This window comes from Microbacterium profundi, from assembly GCF_000763375.1.
GTDB lineage: Bacteria > Actinomycetota > Actinomycetes > Actinomycetales > Microbacteriaceae > Microbacterium > Microbacterium profundi.
The window spans coordinates 336,968-355,004 of the sequence record NZ_JPSY01000002.1 but is presented as its reverse complement, the minus strand read 5'-3'; the positions used below and the strand labels follow the sequence as shown (position 1 = coordinate 355,004).

The window sequence follows — 18,037 nt, the reverse complement described above, 5'->3', positions numbered from 1 at the left end:
TCCGCAGGGGCGGAAAGGAACGTGGTGGCGCCGCTCACAGCTTCTTCCCAGAATGGAGAGCAGGAAGAGGTGGCATCGATGAGGATCCTGGTGGTGTGCGGCGCGGGAGCGTCCAGCACATTCGTCGCACAGCGGCTGCGGCGCGCAGCATCCGACGCCGGCCTCGACTGGGACACCGCTGCCGGCACCGAGCAGACGATCTCCGCCGCCTTCGCGGACCTCGTGCTCGTCGGTCCGCATCTCGCCGACCGGGTGGACGCCATCCGCGCCGCATCCCACGCACCCGTCGCGGTACTGCCCGACGACGTGTTCGCCGACCGCGACGGCATCCGCACGCTCGCGGTCGCCCGCATGGCGCTCTCCTCCTCGAAGAACGATTCACCGTCCACCGCGAAAGGAACATCATGACCGAGATCTCACGCACTGTCCGCATCGGCTCCTCCCACGGGTTGCACGCGCGCCCTGCGAAGCTGTTCGCGCAGGCAGCCAAGGACTCCGGCATCTCCGTGACGATCGCGAAGGATTCCGGGAAGCCTGCCAACGCGGCCAGCATCCTCGGCGTGATCGCGCTCGCGATCGAGTACGGCGACTACGTGACGCTCACGGCCGACGGAGAAGGCGCCGAGGGCGTGCTCGACTCGCTCACCGAGTTGCTGACGACCGATCACGACCAGGAGGCGGCCGGATGACCGAGCTGCGCGGCGTGGGCGTCGGCCGCGGTATCGCCCAGGGGCCCGTGATCCGCATGGCGGAGCCGCTGCCTGCACCGGAGAACACACCGAGCACGATCGGTGCGGATGCCGAGCGCACCAGGGCGCGCGAAGCTGTGGCGGCCGTCGCGGCAGAGCTGCAGCAACGTGCGGACACAGCCGGAGGCGCTGCCCAGGAGGTGCTCGAGGCGCAGGCGATGATCGCGGAGGATCCGACTCTTCAGGACGAGGTCGATTCCCGCATCGATGACGGCGGCAGCGCCGAATGGGCGGTGCACGACGCATTCGCCGGCTTCCGCGCCACGCTCGAGGCGGTCGGCGGCTACCTCGGCGAGCGCGCGGCCGACCTCGACGACATCGCCCAGCGCGTGCTCGCGCACCTGCGCGGCCTCGACGCTCCCGGCGTGCCCGATCCAGGGCATCCGTTCGTGCTCGTCGCCCGTGATCTCGCACCCGCCGACACGGCCCTGCTCAACCTCGAACAGGTGCTGGCGCTGGTCACCACCGACGGCGGCCCGACCTCGCACACCGCCATCCTCGCGAGAGAGAAGGGCATCGTCGCGATCGTGGGTGCGACCGAAGGGTCGATCCTCGAGACCGGGACGACCGTGATCGTCGATGCGGCGGCCGGCGTCGTGACGATCGATCCCACCGGCGAGCAGCTGGAGAAGGCCGCCCAGCGCGCGGCGGCCCGCGACGCCGCCGAGAGCGCGCCGCTCACTCCCGGCGCACTCGCCGACGGCACGGCGATCGCTCTGCTCGCGAATCTCGGCAAGCCCGCCGATGCCGCGGATGCGGTCGCGCGCGGCGCCGAAGGCGTCGGCCTGTTCCGCACCGAGTTCCTGTTCCTCTCCTCCGCCCAGGCCCCCACTGTCGCCGAGCAGCGCGAGTCGTATCGCGAGTTGCTCTCGGCGTTCGGTGGCAAGAAGGTCGTGGTGCGGATGCTGGATGCCGGCGCCGACAAGCCCCTCGCGTTCCTCAATGACGCGCACGAGGAGAACCCTGCCCTCGGGCTGCGGGGCCTCAGATCGCTGCGCGCCAGCGAGGACATCCTGCGCGAGCAGCTCACCGCTCTCGCCGAGGCGGATGCCGAGACCTCCGCAGACCTGTGGGTGATGGCACCGATGGTGGCCACCGTCGAGGAGACGAAGTACTTCACCGCCCTCGCCCGGGAGTACGGGATCAAGACCGCTGGCGTGATGGTCGAGATCCCTGCCGCCGCGCTGCTGGCCGATCGCGTGCTCGCCCACACCGACTTCGCATCCATCGGCACGAACGACCTCACCCAGTACACGATGGCCGCCGACCGCATGCTCGGCTCCGTCGCGGGCTTCCAGGACCCTTGGCACCCCGCGGTGCTGCGACTGGTCGGCGAAGTCGGCGCGGCAGGAGCCCGCCTCGGCAAGCCGGTCGGGATCTGCGGCGAGGCGGCAGCGGACCCGCTGCTGGCGGCCGTGCTGGTCGGTCTCGGCGCCACAAGCCTGTCGATGGCGTCAGCGGCCCTCGCCGACGTACGACTCGCGCTCTCAGAGCGCACCGCCTCCGAGGCGAAGCACCTCGCCGAGGTGGCACTTGCGGCAGACGATGCCGCGAGCGCCCGCAATGCCGTGGCTGAAGCCGTCACGGCCCTCCCTTCACACCAGAAAGAGACGACATCATGACGACGACGTCAACAGCCGCCCCGAAGCAGAACGGGGTCAGGGTCGGCGTGCAGCGACGCGGCACGTTCCTCTCGGGCATGATCATGCCGAACATCGCAGCCTTCATCGCCTGGGGCTTCATCACGATGCTGTTCATCCCCGCCGGGTTCTTCGGCGCCGACAGCCCGTTCGGATGGCACTGGGCCCCCGTGGCCGAGATCATCGGCGGCGGTGGCGACTCCGCGCTCATCAACTGGCCCGGCGCCATGACAGCACTGACCGAGGGCGAAGGCGGCAACTTCCAGGGCTACGTCGGCCTGGTCGGCGCCATGGTGACCTACCTGCTGCCGCTGCTCATCGCGAACACGGCCGGCCGCCTCGTATACGGCGAACGCGGCGGTGTCGTCGCGACGATTGCGACGATGGGTGTCATCGTCGGCACGAACATCCCGATGTTCCTCGGCGCGATGATCATGGGACCGCTTGCGGCATGGATCACCAAGCAGATGGACCGGCTCTGGGACGGGAAGATCCGCCCCGGATTCGAGATGCTGGTGAACAACTTCTCGGCCGGTATCCTCGGCATGATCCTCGCGATCGCCGGTTTCTTCGCATTCGGTCCTGTGATGCTCGGCATCAGCACCGTGCTCGGAGCGGCTGTCGACTGGCTCGTGACGCTGCAGCTGCTGCCGCTCGTCTCGATCATCGTCGAGCCGGCGAAGGTGCTGTTCCTGAACAACGCCATCAACCACGGCGTGTTCACACCGCTCGGCATCGAGCAGGCGACCGAGAACGGCAAGTCGATCCTGTTCCTCATCGAGGCGAACCCCGGCCCCGGCCTCGGTCTGCTGCTCGCGTTCACGTTCTTCGGCGTCGGCGCTGCGAAGGCCTCGGCACCGGGTGCCGCGATCATCCAGTTCTTCGGCGGCATCCACGAGATCTACTTCCCGTACGCGCTCAGCAAGCCGACCACGATCCTCGCTCTGATCGCCGGTGGCGCAGCGGGCGTCACGACCAACATGCTCCTCGGCGGCGGTCTCGGCTTCCCGGCAGCCCCAGGAAGCATCATCGCCGTGACGGCGGCCGCGATCGGCGGCGGCGTCTGGAACCTGGTTGTGGTGTACCTGTCGGTCATCATCGCCGCCGTGGTGACGTTCCTGATCACGGCTGTGATCCTGCGGGCGTCGCGCAAGCGCGATCTGGCCGCTGAGGGCGACACCTTCGGCGCGGCGATCGCGCAGACCGAGGCGAACAAGGGCAAGAAGTCCGAGCACCTGTCGAATCTCGCAGCCTCTGCGGCCGCAGGTGGCACGGCTGCTGCCGCGACGTCGGCCACGGCGACCGCGACCGCTCCGATCCAGAACATCGTGTTCGCCTGCGACGCCGGCATGGGATCGTCCGCGATGGGCGCGAGCGTGCTGCGCAACAAGCTGAAGAAGGCGGGCATCGAGGACATCAAGGTGACCAACCAGGCCATCGCGAACCTCGACGGCACCGCCGATCTGGTGATCACCCAGCAGCAGCTCACCGATCGCGCGAAGGGCAAGTCCCCGAACTCGATCCACGTCTCGGTCGACAACTTCATGAATGCGCCGCAGTATGAAGAGGTCGTCGAGATGGTGCGCGAGCAGAAGGAATCCGGCGAGTAATCGATCCGGTGGGGCGGATGCGAACAGCATCCGCCCCACCTCAGAAAGGAACATCATGGCCGTTCTGTCAATCGGACAGGTCCGCATCCACTCCGGCTCCGCCACCCAGGACGAGGCGCTGCAGGAGGCGACCGACATCCTCGTCGCCGCCGGCGCCGTCACCCCCGCCTACGTCGATGCCATGCGTCAGCGCGAGGAGACCGTGTCCACGTTCATGGGCAACGGCCTCGCGATCCCGCACGGCACGAACGAGACGAAGGAGGCCATCCTCGACTCCGGTCTCTCGGTCGTGCGCTACGACGGCGGTGTGGACTGGGCAGGAGATGAGGCCACGTTCGTGATCGGCATCGCCGGACGGGGCGACGAGCACCTCGAGATCCTGTCCCAGATCGCCATCCTGTTCTCGGACGAGGATGATGTCGCCAAGCTCAATGCCGCCGGCACCCCCGACGAGCTGTACGCGCTCCTGTCGGCGGTGAACGAAGGATGAAGGCCGTCCACTTCGGCGCCGGCAACATCGGGCGCGGCTTCGTGGGGCTGCTGCTGCACGAGGGCGGGTACGACCTGGTGTTCTCGGATGTCGCTGACGCCCTGGTGGACGCGATCAACGCCACCGAGTCGTACACCGTTCATGAGGCGGGCCCCGGCGGCGTCGATCGAAAGGTCAGCGGCTACCGCGCGGTGAACAGCCGGACAGACCCGGATGCCGTGGCCGACGAGGTCGCGACCGCCGATGTCGTCACCTGCGCCGTCGGCCCGACTGTGCTGCGCTTCATCGCCCCCGCGATCGTCGAAGGACTCAAGCGCCGCTCCCCCGACCTCGCTCCGCTGAAGATCATGGCGTGCGAGAACGCGATCGGCGCCACGGATCTGCTGCGTGCCGAGATCGACAAGCTGGATCCGTCCGTGACGGGTCGCGCCGCGTTCGCGAACACGGCCGTCGATCGCATCGTGCCGGCACAGCCCGACGGCGGCGGCGTGGATGTGACGGTCGAGCCGTACTTCGAGTGGGCGATCGAGTCCGCACCGTTCGGCGGGGATCTGCCGATCATTCCCGGCGCGCACTTCGTCGACGATCTCGGCCCCTACATCGAGCGCAAGCTGTTCACCGTGAACACCGGCCATGCGGCGACCGCGTACTTCGGCGCGCAGGCTGGTCACGCGCGCATCTCGGATGCACTCGCCGATCCGTCGATCGCCGCGAGAGTCGGTGCAGCGCTGGAGGAGACATCAGCGGTGCTCAGCGCCGTGCACGGGCTCGATCCCGTCGAGCTCGCCGAGTACCGCGCCACGATCCTCGAGCGATTCCGCAACCCGGAGCTGGTCGACACCGTGCAGAGGGTCGGCCGCCAGCCGCTGCGCAAGCTCTCCCGCAACGAGCGCTTCATCGGCCCAGCAGTCCAGGCCGCGGAGCGCGGGCTCTCGACCTCTGCGCTCGTCGCCGCCGTCGCTGCGGCCGTCGCATTCGACGACGAATCGGATGAGCAGTCCGTGGAGTTGCAGCGGATGCTGCGCTCTGAGGACGCCGATGTACTCACCGCCACCGTCACAGGCCTGGAGCCGGAGCATCCGCTCTTCGCCGCCGTGCACGAGGCCTTCGCCGCGAGACAACAGGAGCTGCGCGCCCTCTGACGACTTCCCGCACGACGATGCCGCTACGATCGAGCCTGGGGGCGACAGATCGAGCACAGCGTCGTGCGGGGAGCATCATGAGCAGATACGCCGTCATCGGCGCTGGGCCGTCCGGCCTTGCCATCGCGCGAGCGCTGCAGGTGCAGGGCATCGAGGTCGACGGCTTCGAGGCGTCGCACGGCGTCGGCGGCCTCTGGGACATCACCAACCCGCGCAGCACCATGTACGAGTCCGCGCACCTCATCTCGTCCCGCACGACGACCGAATTCGCCGAGTTCCCGATGGCTTCGGGCGTCGATTATCCGAGCCATCGGGTGCTGCGCGACTACTTCCGCTCGTACGCCGACCATTTCGGGCTCACTTCGCTGTTCCGCTTCGACACGCGCGTCACCCTGCTCGAACCGCGCGACGGCGGATGGGACCTCGCTCACGCGGGTCCGGACGGAGTGGGCACGCGCTGGTACGCCGGGGTCATCATCGCGAACGGCACGCTCGCGGAGCCGAACGTGCCCTCCTTCGATGGAGACTTCGCCGGCGAGCTCATGCACACGAGCGCATACAAGAGCGCCGCGCAGCTGGACGGCAGACGCGTGCTCATCGTGGGTGCGGGCAACTCGGGGTGCGACATCGCGGTGGATGCCGTGCACCACGCCGCATCAGTCGACATGAGCGTGCGCCGCGGCTACTACTTCGTTCCGCGCTATCTGTTCGGCAGGCCGAGCGACACCCTCAACCAGGGCAAGCCGCTGCCTGCACGCATCAAGCAGGCAGTGGACTCCCGGGTGCTGAAGGCGTTCACCGGCGACCCGGTTCGTTTCGGATTCCCCAAGCCCGACTACCGCATCTACGAATCGCACCCGATCGTGAACACGATGGTACTGAACCACCTCGGGCAGGGTGACCTGCGTGTGCGCGCCGATGTCGAACGGTTCGACGGTCACACGGTCCGCTTCCGCGACGGTTCCGGCGGCGATTACGACCTCGTGATGCTCGCGACCGGATACCGCCTCGATTACCCGTTCGTCGACCGGGCGCACCTGCAGTGGCGCGGGTCTTCGCCGCGACTGTTCCTGAACATGTTCCCCGCGTCCTTCAACGGCCTGTACCTGATGGGCATGATCGAGGCGTCTGGCATCGGCTGGCAGGGCCGCTACGAGCAGGCCGAACTGCTGGCGAGCTACCTCGCCGCAGCGGAGAACGCGCCGGAGCAGGCCGTGCGGTTCCGGGACCGCGTGACCGGCAGCCCGTGGCCTGATGTCACCGGTGGCTACCGTTATCTCGGGCTCGCCAGGATGTCGTACTACGTGAACAACCACGCCTACCGCGCGGCCGTCCGCCACGAACGCGAGGCACTGGAGCAGACGCGATGAACGTCGACGACGTCGTCCTGAGCTTCACGCCGGGAACCCTCACGATCCTGAACATCGTGCTCGGGCTCATCATGCTCGGCATCGCCCTGGACACCGCACCCAGCGACTTCCGCGTGGTGGCACGGCATCCGAAGCCCTTCATCATCGCGATCCTGGCACAGCTCCTCCTGCTGCCCGTAGTGACGTTCCTGCTCACCCTCGTGCTTCCGGTGACACCGTCGATGGCGCTCGGCATGATCCTCGTGGCATGCTGCCCGCCCGGCAACATCTCGCAGGTGCTCACGCATCGCTCCGGCGGCAACGTCGCACTGTCGGTGTCGATGACGGCGGTCGGAAACCTCGTGTACATCGTGGCGATGCCGTTGAGCATCGCCTTCTGGGGGTCGCTGCATCCGACCGCCCGCGACCTGCTGCGAGAGGTGGCGCTCGACCCGTGGAAGATGCTGCTGGAGATCTTCCTCATCGTCGGCCTGCCCTTCGCGGTCGGGCTGCTGCTGCGCGCGAAGCTCCCGACTTTCGCGGCGCGCGTGCAGCCGTTCGTGAAGTGGTTCAGTCTGCTCGCGCTCGTGGGCTTCATCATCGGCGCGCTGGTCGGCAACTGGGCGGTGTTCATCTCGGTGCTCGGCATCGTGGTCCTCGTGGTGACCGTGCACGATGCCACAGCGCTCGCGCTCGGCTACGGCACTGCGGTCCTCGGCGGCCTGGGCACGCGGGAGCGCAAGGCGATGACGTTCGAGGTCGGCATCCGCAACGCCGGGCTCGGTCTGGGACTCGTCTTCGCCTTCTTCGGCGGTCTCGGCGGCATGGCGATCGTCGCCGGCTGGTGGGGCATCTGGGACATCGTCGCCGGACTCGTGCTCGCAGGACTCTGGGCGCGGCACACCAGGCGGCGCACCGGCAATGCGACCGGCGACAGCACCGGGAAGACAGCCGTCGAGGCCGCGCCGTGACACGCGTGCTCATCACCGGCGGCGGCGGGTTCCTCGGGTCGCACGTCGCGGCGGCGCTGGCCGCGCGAGGCGACGTCGAACTCGTCGTTGCGGCCGACCTCAGAGCCGGCGCCGTGTCGCCGGGCGTCCTGCCCGTCGTCCTCGACGTGACGGATGCCGCGGCCATCGCGCCTGTGCTCCGTGAGCACCGCATCGACACCGTCGTGCACCTCGCGGCGATCGTCAACCCAGGCCGTGATGTGGATCTCGACTACCGCGTGGATGTCGAAGGCTCGGCGAACGTCCTGGCCGCGTGTGCTCTGAGCGGTGTGCGCCGCATCGTGGTCTCCAGCTCAGGGGCGGCATACGGCTACCACCCGGACAACCCGGAGTGGATCGACGAGGACCAGCCGCTGCGCGGCAATGATGCCTTTTCGTACTCGCGGCACAAGCGCCTGGTCGAGGAGATGCTCGCCGGATACAGATCGGCGCATCCCGAACTGGAGCAGGTGGTCTTCCGGATCGGCACGATCCTCGGCCCCACCGTTCAGAACCAGATCACCGCTCTCTGGAACGGGCGCCGCATCCTGCGGATCGCGGGGTCGGACTCGCCGTTCGTGTTCGTGTGGGTTGATGACGTCGCCGCCGCCATGGTGCGCGCGGCGACGGATGGCCCGGCGGGGGTCTTCAACGTCGCCGGCGACGGGCGGATGACCGTGCCGGAGCTCGCCGATCGGCTCGGCAAGCCCTTGTTCACCGTGCCGGCATCCGCGCTCGCCTGGATGTTGAGAGCCGGGCGGATGCTGCGCCTCACAGAGCACGGACCAGAGAAGGTTCCTTTCCTCCGCTACCGGCCGGTGCTGTCGAATGCCCGGTTGAAGGACGAGTTCGGTTTCACCCCGGCCCGTACGAGCCGTGAAGCGTTCGAGGAGTATCTGAGAACGCATCCGCAGGTCGTGGCGCGGCCGCGCTGACCACGGTCAGGGCAGGTCCACGGTCAGGGCACGCCGTCCAACAGCGGGTGCAGGTGCTTGCTGCCGAGAGCCGTCGATGCCGACGCCGCGCCGGACGCGAGCGCCTGCGGCAGCGCGGCGCCTGCCAGCCGTGCAGCCAGGACTCCTGCGAAGAAGGCGTCACCTGCGCCGTTGGTGTCGACGACGTCCACCGGCACGGCATCCACTCGATAGGTCTCACCGTCGACGTCGACTGCCACCGCGCCTTCCGGGCCGAGCGTGCACACTGCGAACGACGCCCCGGACGAGACGCGTGAGCGCAGGAATCCGACGGGGTCACTCAGCCGATCGGCGTTGCAGAACACCGCATCCGCCGCGTCGAGGAACGGTCTGTGGAACTCCGCCTCTCCGTCGTAGTCGTGCACGTCGACCCACACCGGCCTTCCGCTCGCCTTCGCGAGCGGAAGCAGCCGCAGCGGCTCTGCCGCGAGATCGAGCACGATGATCTCGGCATCCGCCATGGCCGCGAGCACGTCATCGGGGACCGCGCCGGACTGCTCGTCGACCCCTGAGACGTAGATCGAGACTCGCTCCCCCGCTCGAGTCATCAGGTTCAGGTGCCGCTCCGTGGCCGCGCTCGAACCCCACCGAACCTCGATTCCGGCCGCACCGAGCGCGGCGCGGACCCGCCTGCCCGGCTCATCGTCGCCGACGAGCGCGTACAGCGTCACCGGCGTGCCGAGGGCTGCGAGACTCAGCGCCTTGCCCGCGCTCGTCCCGCCCACCGTCTCCCAGCTGTCCTCGGCGAACTGGATGTGCGGAGTCGGCTCCGGCAGACGATCGAGGACGACGATCGAGTTCCAGGATGCAGGACCGGCGATGAAGACAGCGGGCGCGGTCATGGCTCCGGGGTCCGCGTCAGGAGTTCTGGAAACCGTCGGCGATCATCTCGACGAGTTCCTCGCGCTCCTCGATCGGCAGGAATGCCGCGGATGCCGCGTTGAACTGGAACGCCTCGAGGTCATCGAGGTCGTAGCCGAAGGCGTCGACGAGCAGCGCGATTTCACGGGTGAGGGACGTGCGACTCATCGTGCGGTTGTCGACGTTCACCGTGACGGCGAAGCCCAGCTGGTAGAGCAGATCGAACGGGTGATCGGCGAGCTCGGTGCCCCATGCCTCGATCGCGCCGGTGTGCACGTTCGACGAAGGCGACAGCTCGAGCGGGATCTCCCGGTCGCGAACCCAGCGTGCGAGGTCGCCGAACTTGACCTGGACCTCGTCTCCGTCCCGATCGATCACGTCGAGGTCGCTGACGATGCGTACTCCGTGACCGAGGCGGAGCGCCCGCCCGTCGAGGAGTGCACTGCGGATCGACGCGAGTCCCGCCGCTTCGCCTGCGTGCACGGTGACCGGGAAGAAGTTCTCGGCGAGCAGATCGAACGCCTCACGATGATCGGAGGCGGGGTAGCCGTCTTCCGGGCCTGCGATGTCGAAGCCGACCACGCCGCTCTCGCGATGATCCAGGGCGAGCTCGGCGATCTCAAGCGATCGATCGCTCTGACGCATCGCGCTGAGGATCTGCCCCACGCGGATGCTGCGCCCGCTGCGGTCCACGGCGTCCTCGCCGTCCTCGATCCCCTGCTGGACGGCCTCGACCGCGTCGTCGAGCGAGAGTCCGCCCGACTGGTGCTGCTCCGGTGCCCAGCGGACCTCGCCGTAGATCACGCCGTCGTCCGCCAGGTCCTCGACGAACTCGCGGGCGATGCGCGTGAGGTTCTCGGCCGTCTGCATGACAGCCACGGTGTAGTCGAACGATTCCAGGTAGTCCACGAGCGAGTCGGATCCGCTCCGCTTCGTGAACCAGTCGCCGAGACCCTCGGCGTCGCCCGCAGGCAGTTCCAGGCCGATCTCCGCCGCCAGTTCGACGATCGTGCCCGGGCGCACAGCGCCGTCGAGATGGTCGTGCAGCGAGATCTTCGGCAGCGACCGCAGCGATACGCCCTCGATCTTGATATCACCGTCGGAAGCGATCGACATGGGAATTCGTCCTCTCAGAGACCGGCGCTTCGCCAGTCTCAGCGAGCGGTGAGACTCCAGCCTACGCGGTGATGCGCTCGCGGACGAGTGGCCCGATCTCGGGCGCGGTGTCTCCGATGGACCATGCGTCGTCGAGCGCCTCGAGGGCACGGGAGAAGCGCGCGTCGTCGTCTGCGGAGAGCGTGAACAGGGCCTGACCGGCAGTGACGCGGTCGCCGGGCTTGGCGTGCAGATCGATGCCCGCGGCGTGGACGACCTGATCCTCGGCGCGGGCGCGCCCGGCTCCTAGGCGCCACGCCGAGATGCCGAACGGCAGGGCGTCCATCCGCGTCACGACGCCGTCGGCCGGAGCCGTGACGACATGCGTCTCGCGCGCGGTCGGCAGCGCAGCATCCGGATCGCCGTCCTGTGCGCGGATCATCGCCTTCCAGCTGTCCATGGCGCGCCCGTCATCCAGAGCGGCCTCGACGTCGGCATCCTGGACTCCCGCGAGGGCGAGCATCTCACGTGCCAGCGCGACAGTGAGCTCGCGCACGTCGGCCGGCCCCCCGCCTGCGAGGATCTCGACGGACTCGCGCACCTCGTTGGCATTGCCGATCGCGAGACCGAGCGGCACGTTCATGTCGGTGAGGAGCGCCGTCGTCGCGACTCCGGAATCGGTGCCGAGCGCGACCATCGTCCGTGCGAGCTCACGAGCACGGTCGATGTCCTGCATGAAGGCGCCGGAGCCGAACTTCACATCGAGTACCAGAGCATCCGTGCCCTCGGCGATCTTCTTCGACATGATGCTCGACGCGATCAGCGGGATAGCCTCGACCGTGCCGGTGACATCGCGCAGCGCGTAGAGCTTCTTGTCGGCAGGCGCAAGGCCCGAACCCGCGGCGCAGATCACCGCGCCGACGTCGCCCTGCATCTGCGCGAACATCTCCTCGTTGCTGAGCGCCGCACGCCAGCCGGGGATCGACTCGAGCTTGTCGAGCGTGCCGCCGGTGTGCCCGAGGCCGCGCCCGCTGAGCTGCGGGACGGCGACGCCGAAGCATGCCACCAGGGGGGCGAGCGGCAGGGTGATCTTGTCGCCGACGCCACCGGTGGAGTGCTTGTCGACGGTCTTCTTGCCGAGGGAGGCGAAGCTCATCCGCTCCCCCGACGCGATCATGGCGTCGGTGAGAACACGGATCTCATCGCGCTGCATGCCGCGCTGGAACACCGCCATCGCGAACGAGGCCATCTGCGCATCCGATACGTAGCCGCGCGTGTAGGCATCGACCATCCAGCGCAGTGCGGGCTCAGAAACCTCGGCGCCGTCGCGCTTCGCGCGGATGACGTCGATCGCGTCGTACGCCTCAACACTCATCGGACATCCTCCAGGTCGCGCGGTCCGAACGCATCCGGAAGCACCTCATCGATCGTGCGGATGCCGGACACGGTCTCCAGCAGCATCTCGGGCATGGAGTGCTCGAACAGCAGCTGACGGCACCGGCCGCACGGCATGATGGTCTGCCCATCGTTGTTGACGCACACGAACGCCACGAGACGCCCGCCGCCGGACATGTGCAGGTCGCCGACCAGCGCGCACTCGGCGCACAGCGTCACGCCGTAGGAGGCGTTCTCCACGTTGCAGCCGGCGACGATACGACCGTCGTCCACGAGAGCGGCCGCGCCCACCTTGTACCGCGAGTACGGCGCGTACGCCTTGTGCATGGCGTCGGTGGCGACCTGACGCAGCTCATCCCAGTCGATGTCAGTCATCTGTCCTCTAGCTCTTGATGTATGGCTCGCCGGATGCCGCCGGCGGACGCGAGCGCCCGACCAGACCGGCCACGGCGAAGATCGTGACGACGTACGGCAGCATCAGCATGAACTGACTCGGCACCGGCGATCCGATGACCGACAGCACACCCTGCAGGTTCGTGGCGAACCCGAACAGCAGTGCCGCCAGGGTGGCGCGCACCGGGTCCCACTTGCCGAAGATCACGGCCGCGAGTGCGATATAACCGGCGCCCGCCGTCATCTCACGGCCGAACTGCGGGTTGGTGACCAGCGTGTAGAACGCACCGCCCATCCCGGCGATCGCGCCGGCGAGCATCATGTTCCAGTAGCGGGTCGGTGCGACCTTGATGCCGACGGTGTCCGCCGCCTGCGGATGCTCGCCGACCGCGCGCAGGCGCAGGCCCCAGCGGGTGCGGTAGAGGCCGAACCACACCAGGAAAACCGTGATGTACATCAGGTAGACGATGATCGTCTGGCGGAACAGCACCGGACCCAGCACCGGGATCTCGCTGAGCACGGGGATCGAGATCACCGGGAACAGCGGGGGCGAGTTCAGCGTCTCCGGGTTCGCGTTGAGCACCTGGCGGTAGAGGAACGTGGTCAGTCCGGCGACGAGCACGTTCAGCACCACACCGACGATCACCTGGTTGACGTAGTAGGTGATCGCGAACACGGCGAGCACGAGCGAGACCAGCACACCGGCGACCATCGCGGCGATGAGACCGATCCACGGGCTCCCGGTCGCCGAGCCGACGAGTGCGGCCATGAAGGCGCCGGCCAGCAGCTGCGCCTCGATCGCGATGTTGACGACTCCGACGCGCTCGCCGATCACTCCGCCCAGTGCGCCGAAGATCAGGGGAGTGGCGAGCGCGAGAGCACCGCCCAGCAGTCCGATCATCGGCAGCGTGCCACCGGCCGATGCCCACGCGAGGAACCCGACCAGCAGGATCACGACGTAGATCACGGTCAGCCAGAGCGGCAGTCTGCGCTGCGCGCGCGTCCACATCACCGCGAGCAGCGTGGTGGCGGCCATGAGCACGACGCACACCCAGGCGGTCGCGTTGGCGGGAAGCACCAGTTCGGGGAGCTGGATCGCAGCGTCTGCCGAGCGCACCAGCCGGAACGTGCTCGCACCGTCTCGGGGTGCGAGCAGCGGCAGCAGCGCGAAGAGCACCGTGAACAGGCCGAAGATGATGGGCGTCTTCCATGAGGTGATGGCGACGCGGCGCTGCTCGTCGCTGACGACAGCTTCAGCGGAGACGGTCATGCCGACACCTCCTCGGTGCGGGGCGAGCCGTTGGTCGCCGGATCCTTCGGGTTCTTGGGCTTCTTCGGCTTCGCGGGCTTCTTGCGAGCACCCGGCTGCGGCAGACCGAAGATCGCACGCACCAGAGGAGGTGCGGCGATGAACAGCACGATCAGCGACTGCACGACGAGGACGATCTCGATCGGCACGTTCTCGGAGGCCTGCATCGCGAACCCGCCGGCCTTGAAGGCGCCGAACAGGATGCCGGCCGCCAGCACGCCGAGCGGCGTCGAACGTCCGAGCAGCGCGACGGTGATCGCGTCGAAGCCGATCCCGGCGTCGATGTCGCTGCCGAAGCCGCTGGTCACGGTGCCGAGCACCTGGCTGACGCCGGCGATGCCGACCAGACCACCGGCGATCACCATCACCAGGAAGTACATCCTCCCGACGCTGATACCCGCCACCCGTGCCGCCGCCGGGTTCTCCCCCACGGCGCGGAAGCGGAAGCCGAGGCTCGAGCGCTCCAGCAGCCACCAGGTGAAGGCGACCGCGATCAGCGCGAGGATGAAGCCGGCGTGCAGCTTGTACTGCGATCCGAGGATGCCGGGAAGCAGGGCGGACTCCGCCATCGCCGCGGTCTTGGGGTTGTTGGATCCCGGCGCCTGCAGGATGCCGGGTGTGGCCAGCATCCATGCCAGCAGGTAGAACGCGATGTGGTTGAGCATGATCGTCACGATCACCTCGTGCGCGCCTGTTCGGGCTTTGAGGATGCCGGCGATGCCGGCCCAGATCGCACCGGCGATGATGCCGGCGATGATGGCGACCAGCATGTGCAGAGGCCACGGCATGTCCATGCTCGTCGCGACCCAGCCGGCGGCGGCCGCGGCCATGAGCATCTGGCCCTGGCCACCGATGTTGAACAGGCCGGCGCGGAACGCGAGCGCCACGCCGAGGCCTGCCGCGATCAGCGGTGTCGCGAACTTCAGCGTCTCGGTGAGCGGTTTGATCCCCGCAGCGAACCCGTCGACGCGGAAGTTGTAGATCGCGCCCTGGAAGAGAGCGACGTACGCGCCGGAGATCGATTCCCACACCGCGAGCAGCATGTCACCCGGGCGTGCGAAGAAGTATCCGGCCGTGCGCTGCACCTCGGAATCGGTGAAGGCGATCATGATCGACCCCGCCACGAGCGCGAGGATCACGGAGAGGACCGAGATCATTCCGTTGCCGGTGGCGATGCGCTGCAGCGCACTGTTCCATCGGGTCGGTTCCGTGGAGCCGAAGTCCGCGGGTGCGGCCTTGATCGGGCCAGGTGCGGGAGCGCTCATACGCCTGCCTCCTCGGTCGACTCGAGCATGCCCGCCATCATCAGGCCGAGCTTCTCCCGTGTGGTGTCGCCCGGCACGACGCCGACGACCTTGCCTCGATACATCACCATGATGCGGTCGGCCAGAGCCGCCGCCTCGTCGAGCTCGGTGGAGATGACGATCACCGGGATGCCCGAGTCCCTGGTCTCGATGATGCGCTTGTGGATGAATTCGATCGATCCGACGTCGACGCCGCGCGTCGGCTGCGCCGCCACGAAGAGCGAGAGTTCGCGGCTCAGCTCTCGAGCGAGCACGACCTTCTGCTGGTTGCCGCCCGACAGTCGCCCCGCCTGCTGCGCCGGCCCTTGCGTGCGGATGTCGAACTCGGCGATCTTCTCGCGTGCGAACTCGTCGAGCGCACGCAGCTGCAGAGTGCCCGCCTTGACGAAGGGAGCGCCGACCGAGCGGTCGAGAATGAGGTTCTCCGCGATCGAGAACTCCTTGACCAGGCCGTCGACGCTGCGATCCTCCGGAACGAAGCCGACGCCGTCGTCGAGGATGTCGCGCACGGATCGCCCCACCAGTTCGGCGCCGTTGAGCTGCACGCTGCCTTCGACACGCGGCTGCAGGCCGACGATCGCCTCGGTGACCTCGGTCTGACCGTTGCCCTGCACACCGGCGATCACGAGCACTTCGCCGCCGCGCACCGAGAACGACACATCGTCGACGAGCACCGTGCCGAAAGGATCGGTGACGGTGAGGTTCTTCACGATGAGCGATTCCTCGCCCAGCTTCGGTGCGTCCTTGTGCACAGTGAGCTCGACGGCCCGCCCCACCATGAGCGACGCGAGCTCTTCGTTGCCGGCCGTCGGAGACGCTTCCCCGACGACCTTTCCGAGCCGGATCACCGTGATCCGGTCCGCGACCTCACGGACCTCCCGGAGCTTGTGCGTGATGAAGACGATCGAGGTTCCCGATTCCTTGAGCTGACGCATCGTCGCCATCAGCTCATCGGTCTCCTGCGGCGTCAGCACCGCGGTGGGCTCGTCGAACACGAGCACCTTGGCATCGCGGGACAGCGCCTTGATGATCTCCACGCGCTGCTGCACGCCGACGGGCAGGTCCTCGACGACGGCATCCGGGTCGACGTGGAACCCGAAGCGGTCGGATATCTCGCGCACCATCGCTCGAGCCGCCGGCAGGTCGAGGCGACCGCCGAAGCGGGTCTTCTCGTGGCCCAGCATGACGTTCTCGGCGACCGTGAACACGGGGATCAGCATGAAGTGCTGGTGCACCATGCCGATACCGGCGGCCATCGCGTCTCCAGGGCCGGCGAAGTTCTGCACGACATCGTCCAGCAGGATCTCACCCTCGTCGGCCTGGTAGAGGCCGTAGAGCACGTTCATCAGCGTCGACTTGCCCGCGCCGTTCTCGCCGAGGAGGCAGTGGATCTCCCCCGGTTCGATGGTGAGATCGATGTGGTCGTTTGCCGTCAGCGCGCCGAACCTCTTCGTTATGCCGCGCAGTTCAAGCTTCATGTTTCAGATCCTAATCAGCAAAGGTGCCTCGTCCCAGGTTCCGGTGGGAGCCGGGGCAACAGCGAGGGGAGGCCGGCGGGTCGCCGACCTCCCCCTGTGGTTCGTTCCTCGATCAGCCGAGGTACGAGGTGACGGTCACTTCACCGTCGATGATCTGCTGCTGCAGGTCCTGGACCGCGGTCCAGAGCTCGGGGTCGACCTTGTCCTCGAAGTTGTGGAGATCGGCGATGCCGACGCCCTTGTTCTCGAGGGTTCCGACGTAGGCCTCTGCATCGAACTCGTCGTTCGCGCTGCTCATGGTCGCCTCGTAGGTCGAGAGCTTCATGTCCTTGAGGATCGACGTCAGCACGAAGTCCTCCGTGCTCGGGTCGGTGACGAACAGGTCTGCGTCAGCGCCGATGAGTGCGATGTCGCGGCCGGACTCCTTGATGACCTGGAGTGCGGACTGGTAGATCGGACCGCCGACGGGCAGGAGCACGTCGACGCCCTGGTCGACGATGTTCTGCGCGACCGACTTGGCCTCGGGACCGGCTTCGAAGCCACCGGTGAACGACGTCATGCCCACGACCTCGACGGCGGTGCCGTTCTGCTCGTTGTAGTAGTCGACGCCCTGCTTGTAGCCGTCCATGAAGATAGTCACGGTCGGGAACTCCATGCCGCCGAAGGTGCCGACCTTGCCGGTCTCCGAGTAGCCCGCAGACAGGTAGCCCGCCAGGAACGCGGCCTGGGCCGTGTCGTACAGGAGCGGCTTGACGTTCTCGGCGTCCTTCTCGCCGTCGAAGTCGTTGTCCGCTGCGTCGTCGACGAGGATGAAGTCGACGTCCGCGTTCGCGGTCGCAGCCTCGACGGTCGCCGCCGAGAGCGCGAAGCCGACGGAGACGATGGCGTTGCAGCCCTGCGAGATGAGGCTCTCGATGTTCGGGGCGAAGTCGGTCTCGCTGTTGGACTCGACGTTCTTGTACTCGACGCCGAGCTCATCGGCGGCCTGCACGACGCCCTCGAAGGAGAGCTGGTTGAACGACTTGTCGTCGAACCCGCCGGCGTCGGAGACGATGCAGGGCAGGAAGTCGATGCTCTCGCCACCGGCATCGCCGCCGTCGGAATCCTCTGGAGCGGCTCCGCAGCCTGCGAGTGCGACGGCGACGCCTGTCGCCACGAGCGCGGCGAGAGCGCGCTTCTTGGTGGAAATGGTCACGTAAGCCTCCACGACTACTGGCCTGCGCCAATCGCAAAGCCCCGTGGAGCTAAGTTACCCAGTG

The 18,037-nt window shown here is 67.8% G+C and carries 17 protein-coding genes; 9 read left to right on the top strand and 8 right to left on the bottom strand.

What is annotated here, in order from left to right:
• The first annotated feature begins 78 nt into the window (after positions 1-78).
• From JF52_RS0112220 to JF52_RS0112180, 9 genes are all read left to right on the top strand, one after another.
• On the top strand, positions 79-408 hold the full coding sequence (locus tag JF52_RS0112220) for a PTS sugar transporter subunit IIB (protein WP_033106972.1): 330 nt from the start codon (positions 79-81) through the stop codon (positions 406-408).
• Entirely contained in the window at positions 405-689 is a 285-nt protein-coding gene (locus JF52_RS0112215; protein ID WP_033106842.1) for an HPr family phosphocarrier protein, read from the top strand. The genes JF52_RS0112220 and JF52_RS0112215 overlap by 4 nt, the downstream gene beginning before the upstream one ends.
• Entirely contained in the window at positions 686-2,371 is a 1,686-nt protein-coding gene (gene ptsP, locus JF52_RS0112210; RefSeq protein WP_033106841.1) for a phosphoenolpyruvate--protein phosphotransferase, read from the top strand. Before JF52_RS0112215 ends, ptsP begins: the two co-directional genes overlap by 4 nt.
• On the top strand, positions 2,368-3,999 hold the full coding sequence (locus JF52_RS0112205; protein WP_033106840.1) for a PTS mannitol transporter subunit IICB: 1,632 nt from the start codon (positions 2,368-2,370) through the stop codon (positions 3,997-3,999). Before ptsP ends, JF52_RS0112205 begins: the two co-directional genes overlap by 4 nt.
• A 55-nt stretch (positions 4,000-4,054) precedes the next feature.
• Entirely contained in the window at positions 4,055-4,489 is a 435-nt protein-coding gene (locus JF52_RS0112200; protein ID WP_033106839.1) for a PTS sugar transporter subunit IIA, read from the top strand.
• Entirely contained in the window at positions 4,486-5,631 is a 1,146-nt protein-coding gene (locus tag JF52_RS0112195; protein ID WP_033106838.1) for a mannitol-1-phosphate 5-dehydrogenase, read from the top strand. The genes JF52_RS0112200 and JF52_RS0112195 overlap by 4 nt, the downstream gene beginning before the upstream one ends.
• Positions 5,632-5,708: 77 nt before the next feature.
• Positions 5,709-7,001 (top strand): flavin-containing monooxygenase, encoded by a 1,293-nt coding sequence (locus tag JF52_RS0112190; protein ID WP_033106837.1) that lies wholly within the window; start codon positions 5,709-5,711, stop codon positions 6,999-7,001.
• A complete protein-coding gene (locus tag JF52_RS0112185; protein ID WP_033106836.1) occupies positions 6,998-7,951 on the top strand; it encodes a bile acid:sodium symporter family protein in 954 nt (317 codons plus the stop codon). The genes JF52_RS0112190 and JF52_RS0112185 overlap by 4 nt, the downstream gene beginning before the upstream one ends.
• Positions 7,948-8,904 carry an SDR family oxidoreductase gene (locus tag JF52_RS0112180; protein WP_033106835.1) on the top strand — a complete coding sequence of 319 codons (957 nt, stop codon included), beginning with the start codon at positions 7,948-7,950 and terminating at the stop codon, positions 8,902-8,904. Before JF52_RS0112185 ends, JF52_RS0112180 begins: the two co-directional genes overlap by 4 nt.
• A gap of 23 nt (positions 8,905-8,927) precedes the next feature.
• On the opposite strand, the gene JF52_RS0112175 is transcribed toward JF52_RS0112180, so the two are convergent.
• The 8 genes from JF52_RS0112175 to JF52_RS0112140 form a co-directional block, all read right to left on the bottom strand.
• A complete protein-coding gene (locus JF52_RS0112175) occupies positions 8,928-9,785 on the bottom strand; it encodes a carbohydrate kinase family protein (protein ID WP_033106834.1) in 858 nt (285 codons plus the stop codon).
• A 16-nt stretch (positions 9,786-9,801) separates the two neighbouring features.
• Positions 9,802-10,920 (bottom strand): adenosine deaminase, encoded by a 1,119-nt coding sequence (locus JF52_RS0112170; protein WP_033106833.1) that lies wholly within the window; start codon positions 10,918-10,920, stop codon positions 9,802-9,804.
• Between the two features lie 61 nt (positions 10,921-10,981).
• Entirely contained in the window at positions 10,982-12,274 is a 1,293-nt protein-coding gene (locus tag JF52_RS0112165) for a thymidine phosphorylase (RefSeq protein ID WP_033106832.1), read from the bottom strand.
• Positions 12,271-12,669, bottom strand: a complete 399-nt coding sequence (locus JF52_RS0112160) for a cytidine deaminase (protein WP_033106831.1) — start codon at positions 12,667-12,669, stop codon at positions 12,271-12,273. The genes JF52_RS0112165 and JF52_RS0112160 overlap by 4 nt, the downstream gene beginning before the upstream one ends.
• A 7-nt stretch (positions 12,670-12,676) precedes the next feature.
• Entirely contained in the window at positions 12,677-13,957 is a 1,281-nt protein-coding gene (locus tag JF52_RS0112155; protein ID WP_033106830.1) for an ABC transporter permease, read from the bottom strand.
• Positions 13,954-15,261, bottom strand: coding sequence for an ABC transporter permease (locus JF52_RS0112150; RefSeq protein WP_084595834.1), 1,308 nt, complete (start codon positions 15,259-15,261; stop codon positions 13,954-13,956). The genes JF52_RS0112155 and JF52_RS0112150 overlap by 4 nt, the downstream gene beginning before the upstream one ends.
• The gene (locus JF52_RS0112145; RefSeq protein ID WP_033106829.1) at positions 15,258-16,778 is read right to left on the bottom strand and encodes an ABC transporter ATP-binding protein; all 1,521 of its coding nucleotides are present in this window, start codon (positions 16,776-16,778) and stop codon (positions 15,258-15,260) included. The genes JF52_RS0112150 and JF52_RS0112145 overlap by 4 nt, the downstream gene beginning before the upstream one ends.
• 112 nt (positions 16,779-16,890) lie before the next feature.
• Positions 16,891-17,973, bottom strand: a complete 1,083-nt coding sequence (locus JF52_RS0112140) for a BMP family lipoprotein (protein ID WP_200881015.1) — start codon at positions 17,971-17,973, stop codon at positions 16,891-16,893.
• Between the last annotated feature and the right edge of the window lie 64 nt (positions 17,974-18,037).

What these genes read in the sequence shown, in the direction of transcription:
- JF52_RS0112220 (WP_033106972.1), top strand. Translation starts at nt 79, where the DNA reads ATGAGGATCCTGGTGGTGTGCGGCGCGGGAGCGTCCAGCACATTCGTC.
- JF52_RS0112215 (WP_033106842.1), top strand. Translation starts at nt 405, where the DNA reads ATGACCGAGATCTCACGCACTGTCCGCATCGGCTCCTCCCACGGGTTG.
- ptsP (WP_033106841.1), top strand. Translation starts at nt 686, where the DNA reads ATGACCGAGCTGCGCGGCGTGGGCGTCGGCCGCGGTATCGCCCAGGGG.
- JF52_RS0112205 (WP_033106840.1), top strand. Translation starts at nt 2,368, where the DNA reads ATGACGACGACGTCAACAGCCGCCCCGAAGCAGAACGGGGTCAGGGTC.
- JF52_RS0112200 (WP_033106839.1), top strand. Translation starts at nt 4,055, where the DNA reads ATGGCCGTTCTGTCAATCGGACAGGTCCGCATCCACTCCGGCTCCGCC.
- JF52_RS0112195 (WP_033106838.1), top strand. Translation starts at nt 4,486, where the DNA reads ATGAAGGCCGTCCACTTCGGCGCCGGCAACATCGGGCGCGGCTTCGTG.
- JF52_RS0112190 (WP_033106837.1), top strand. Translation starts at nt 5,709, where the DNA reads ATGAGCAGATACGCCGTCATCGGCGCTGGGCCGTCCGGCCTTGCCATC.
- JF52_RS0112185 (WP_033106836.1), top strand. Translation starts at nt 6,998, where the DNA reads ATGAACGTCGACGACGTCGTCCTGAGCTTCACGCCGGGAACCCTCACG.
- JF52_RS0112175 (WP_033106834.1), bottom strand. Translation starts at nt 9,785, where the DNA reads ATGACCGCGCCCGCTGTCTTCATCGCCGGTCCTGCATCCTGGAACTCG.
- JF52_RS0112170 (WP_033106833.1), bottom strand. Translation starts at nt 10,920, where the DNA reads ATGTCGATCGCTTCCGACGGTGATATCAAGATCGAGGGCGTATCGCTG.
- JF52_RS0112165 (WP_033106832.1), bottom strand. Translation starts at nt 12,274, where the DNA reads ATGAGTGTTGAGGCGTACGACGCGATCGACGTCATCCGCGCGAAGCGC.
- JF52_RS0112160 (WP_033106831.1), bottom strand. Translation starts at nt 12,669, where the DNA reads ATGACTGACATCGACTGGGATGAGCTGCGTCAGGTCGCCACCGACGCC.
- JF52_RS0112155 (WP_033106830.1), bottom strand. Translation starts at nt 13,957, where the DNA reads ATGACCGTCTCCGCTGAAGCTGTCGTCAGCGACGAGCAGCGCCGCGTC.
- JF52_RS0112150 (WP_084595834.1), bottom strand. Translation starts at nt 15,261, where the DNA reads ATGAGCGCTCCCGCACCTGGCCCGATCAAGGCCGCACCCGCGGACTTC.
- JF52_RS0112145 (WP_033106829.1), bottom strand. Translation starts at nt 16,778, where the DNA reads ATGAAGCTTGAACTGCGCGGCATAACGAAGAGGTTCGGCGCGCTGACG.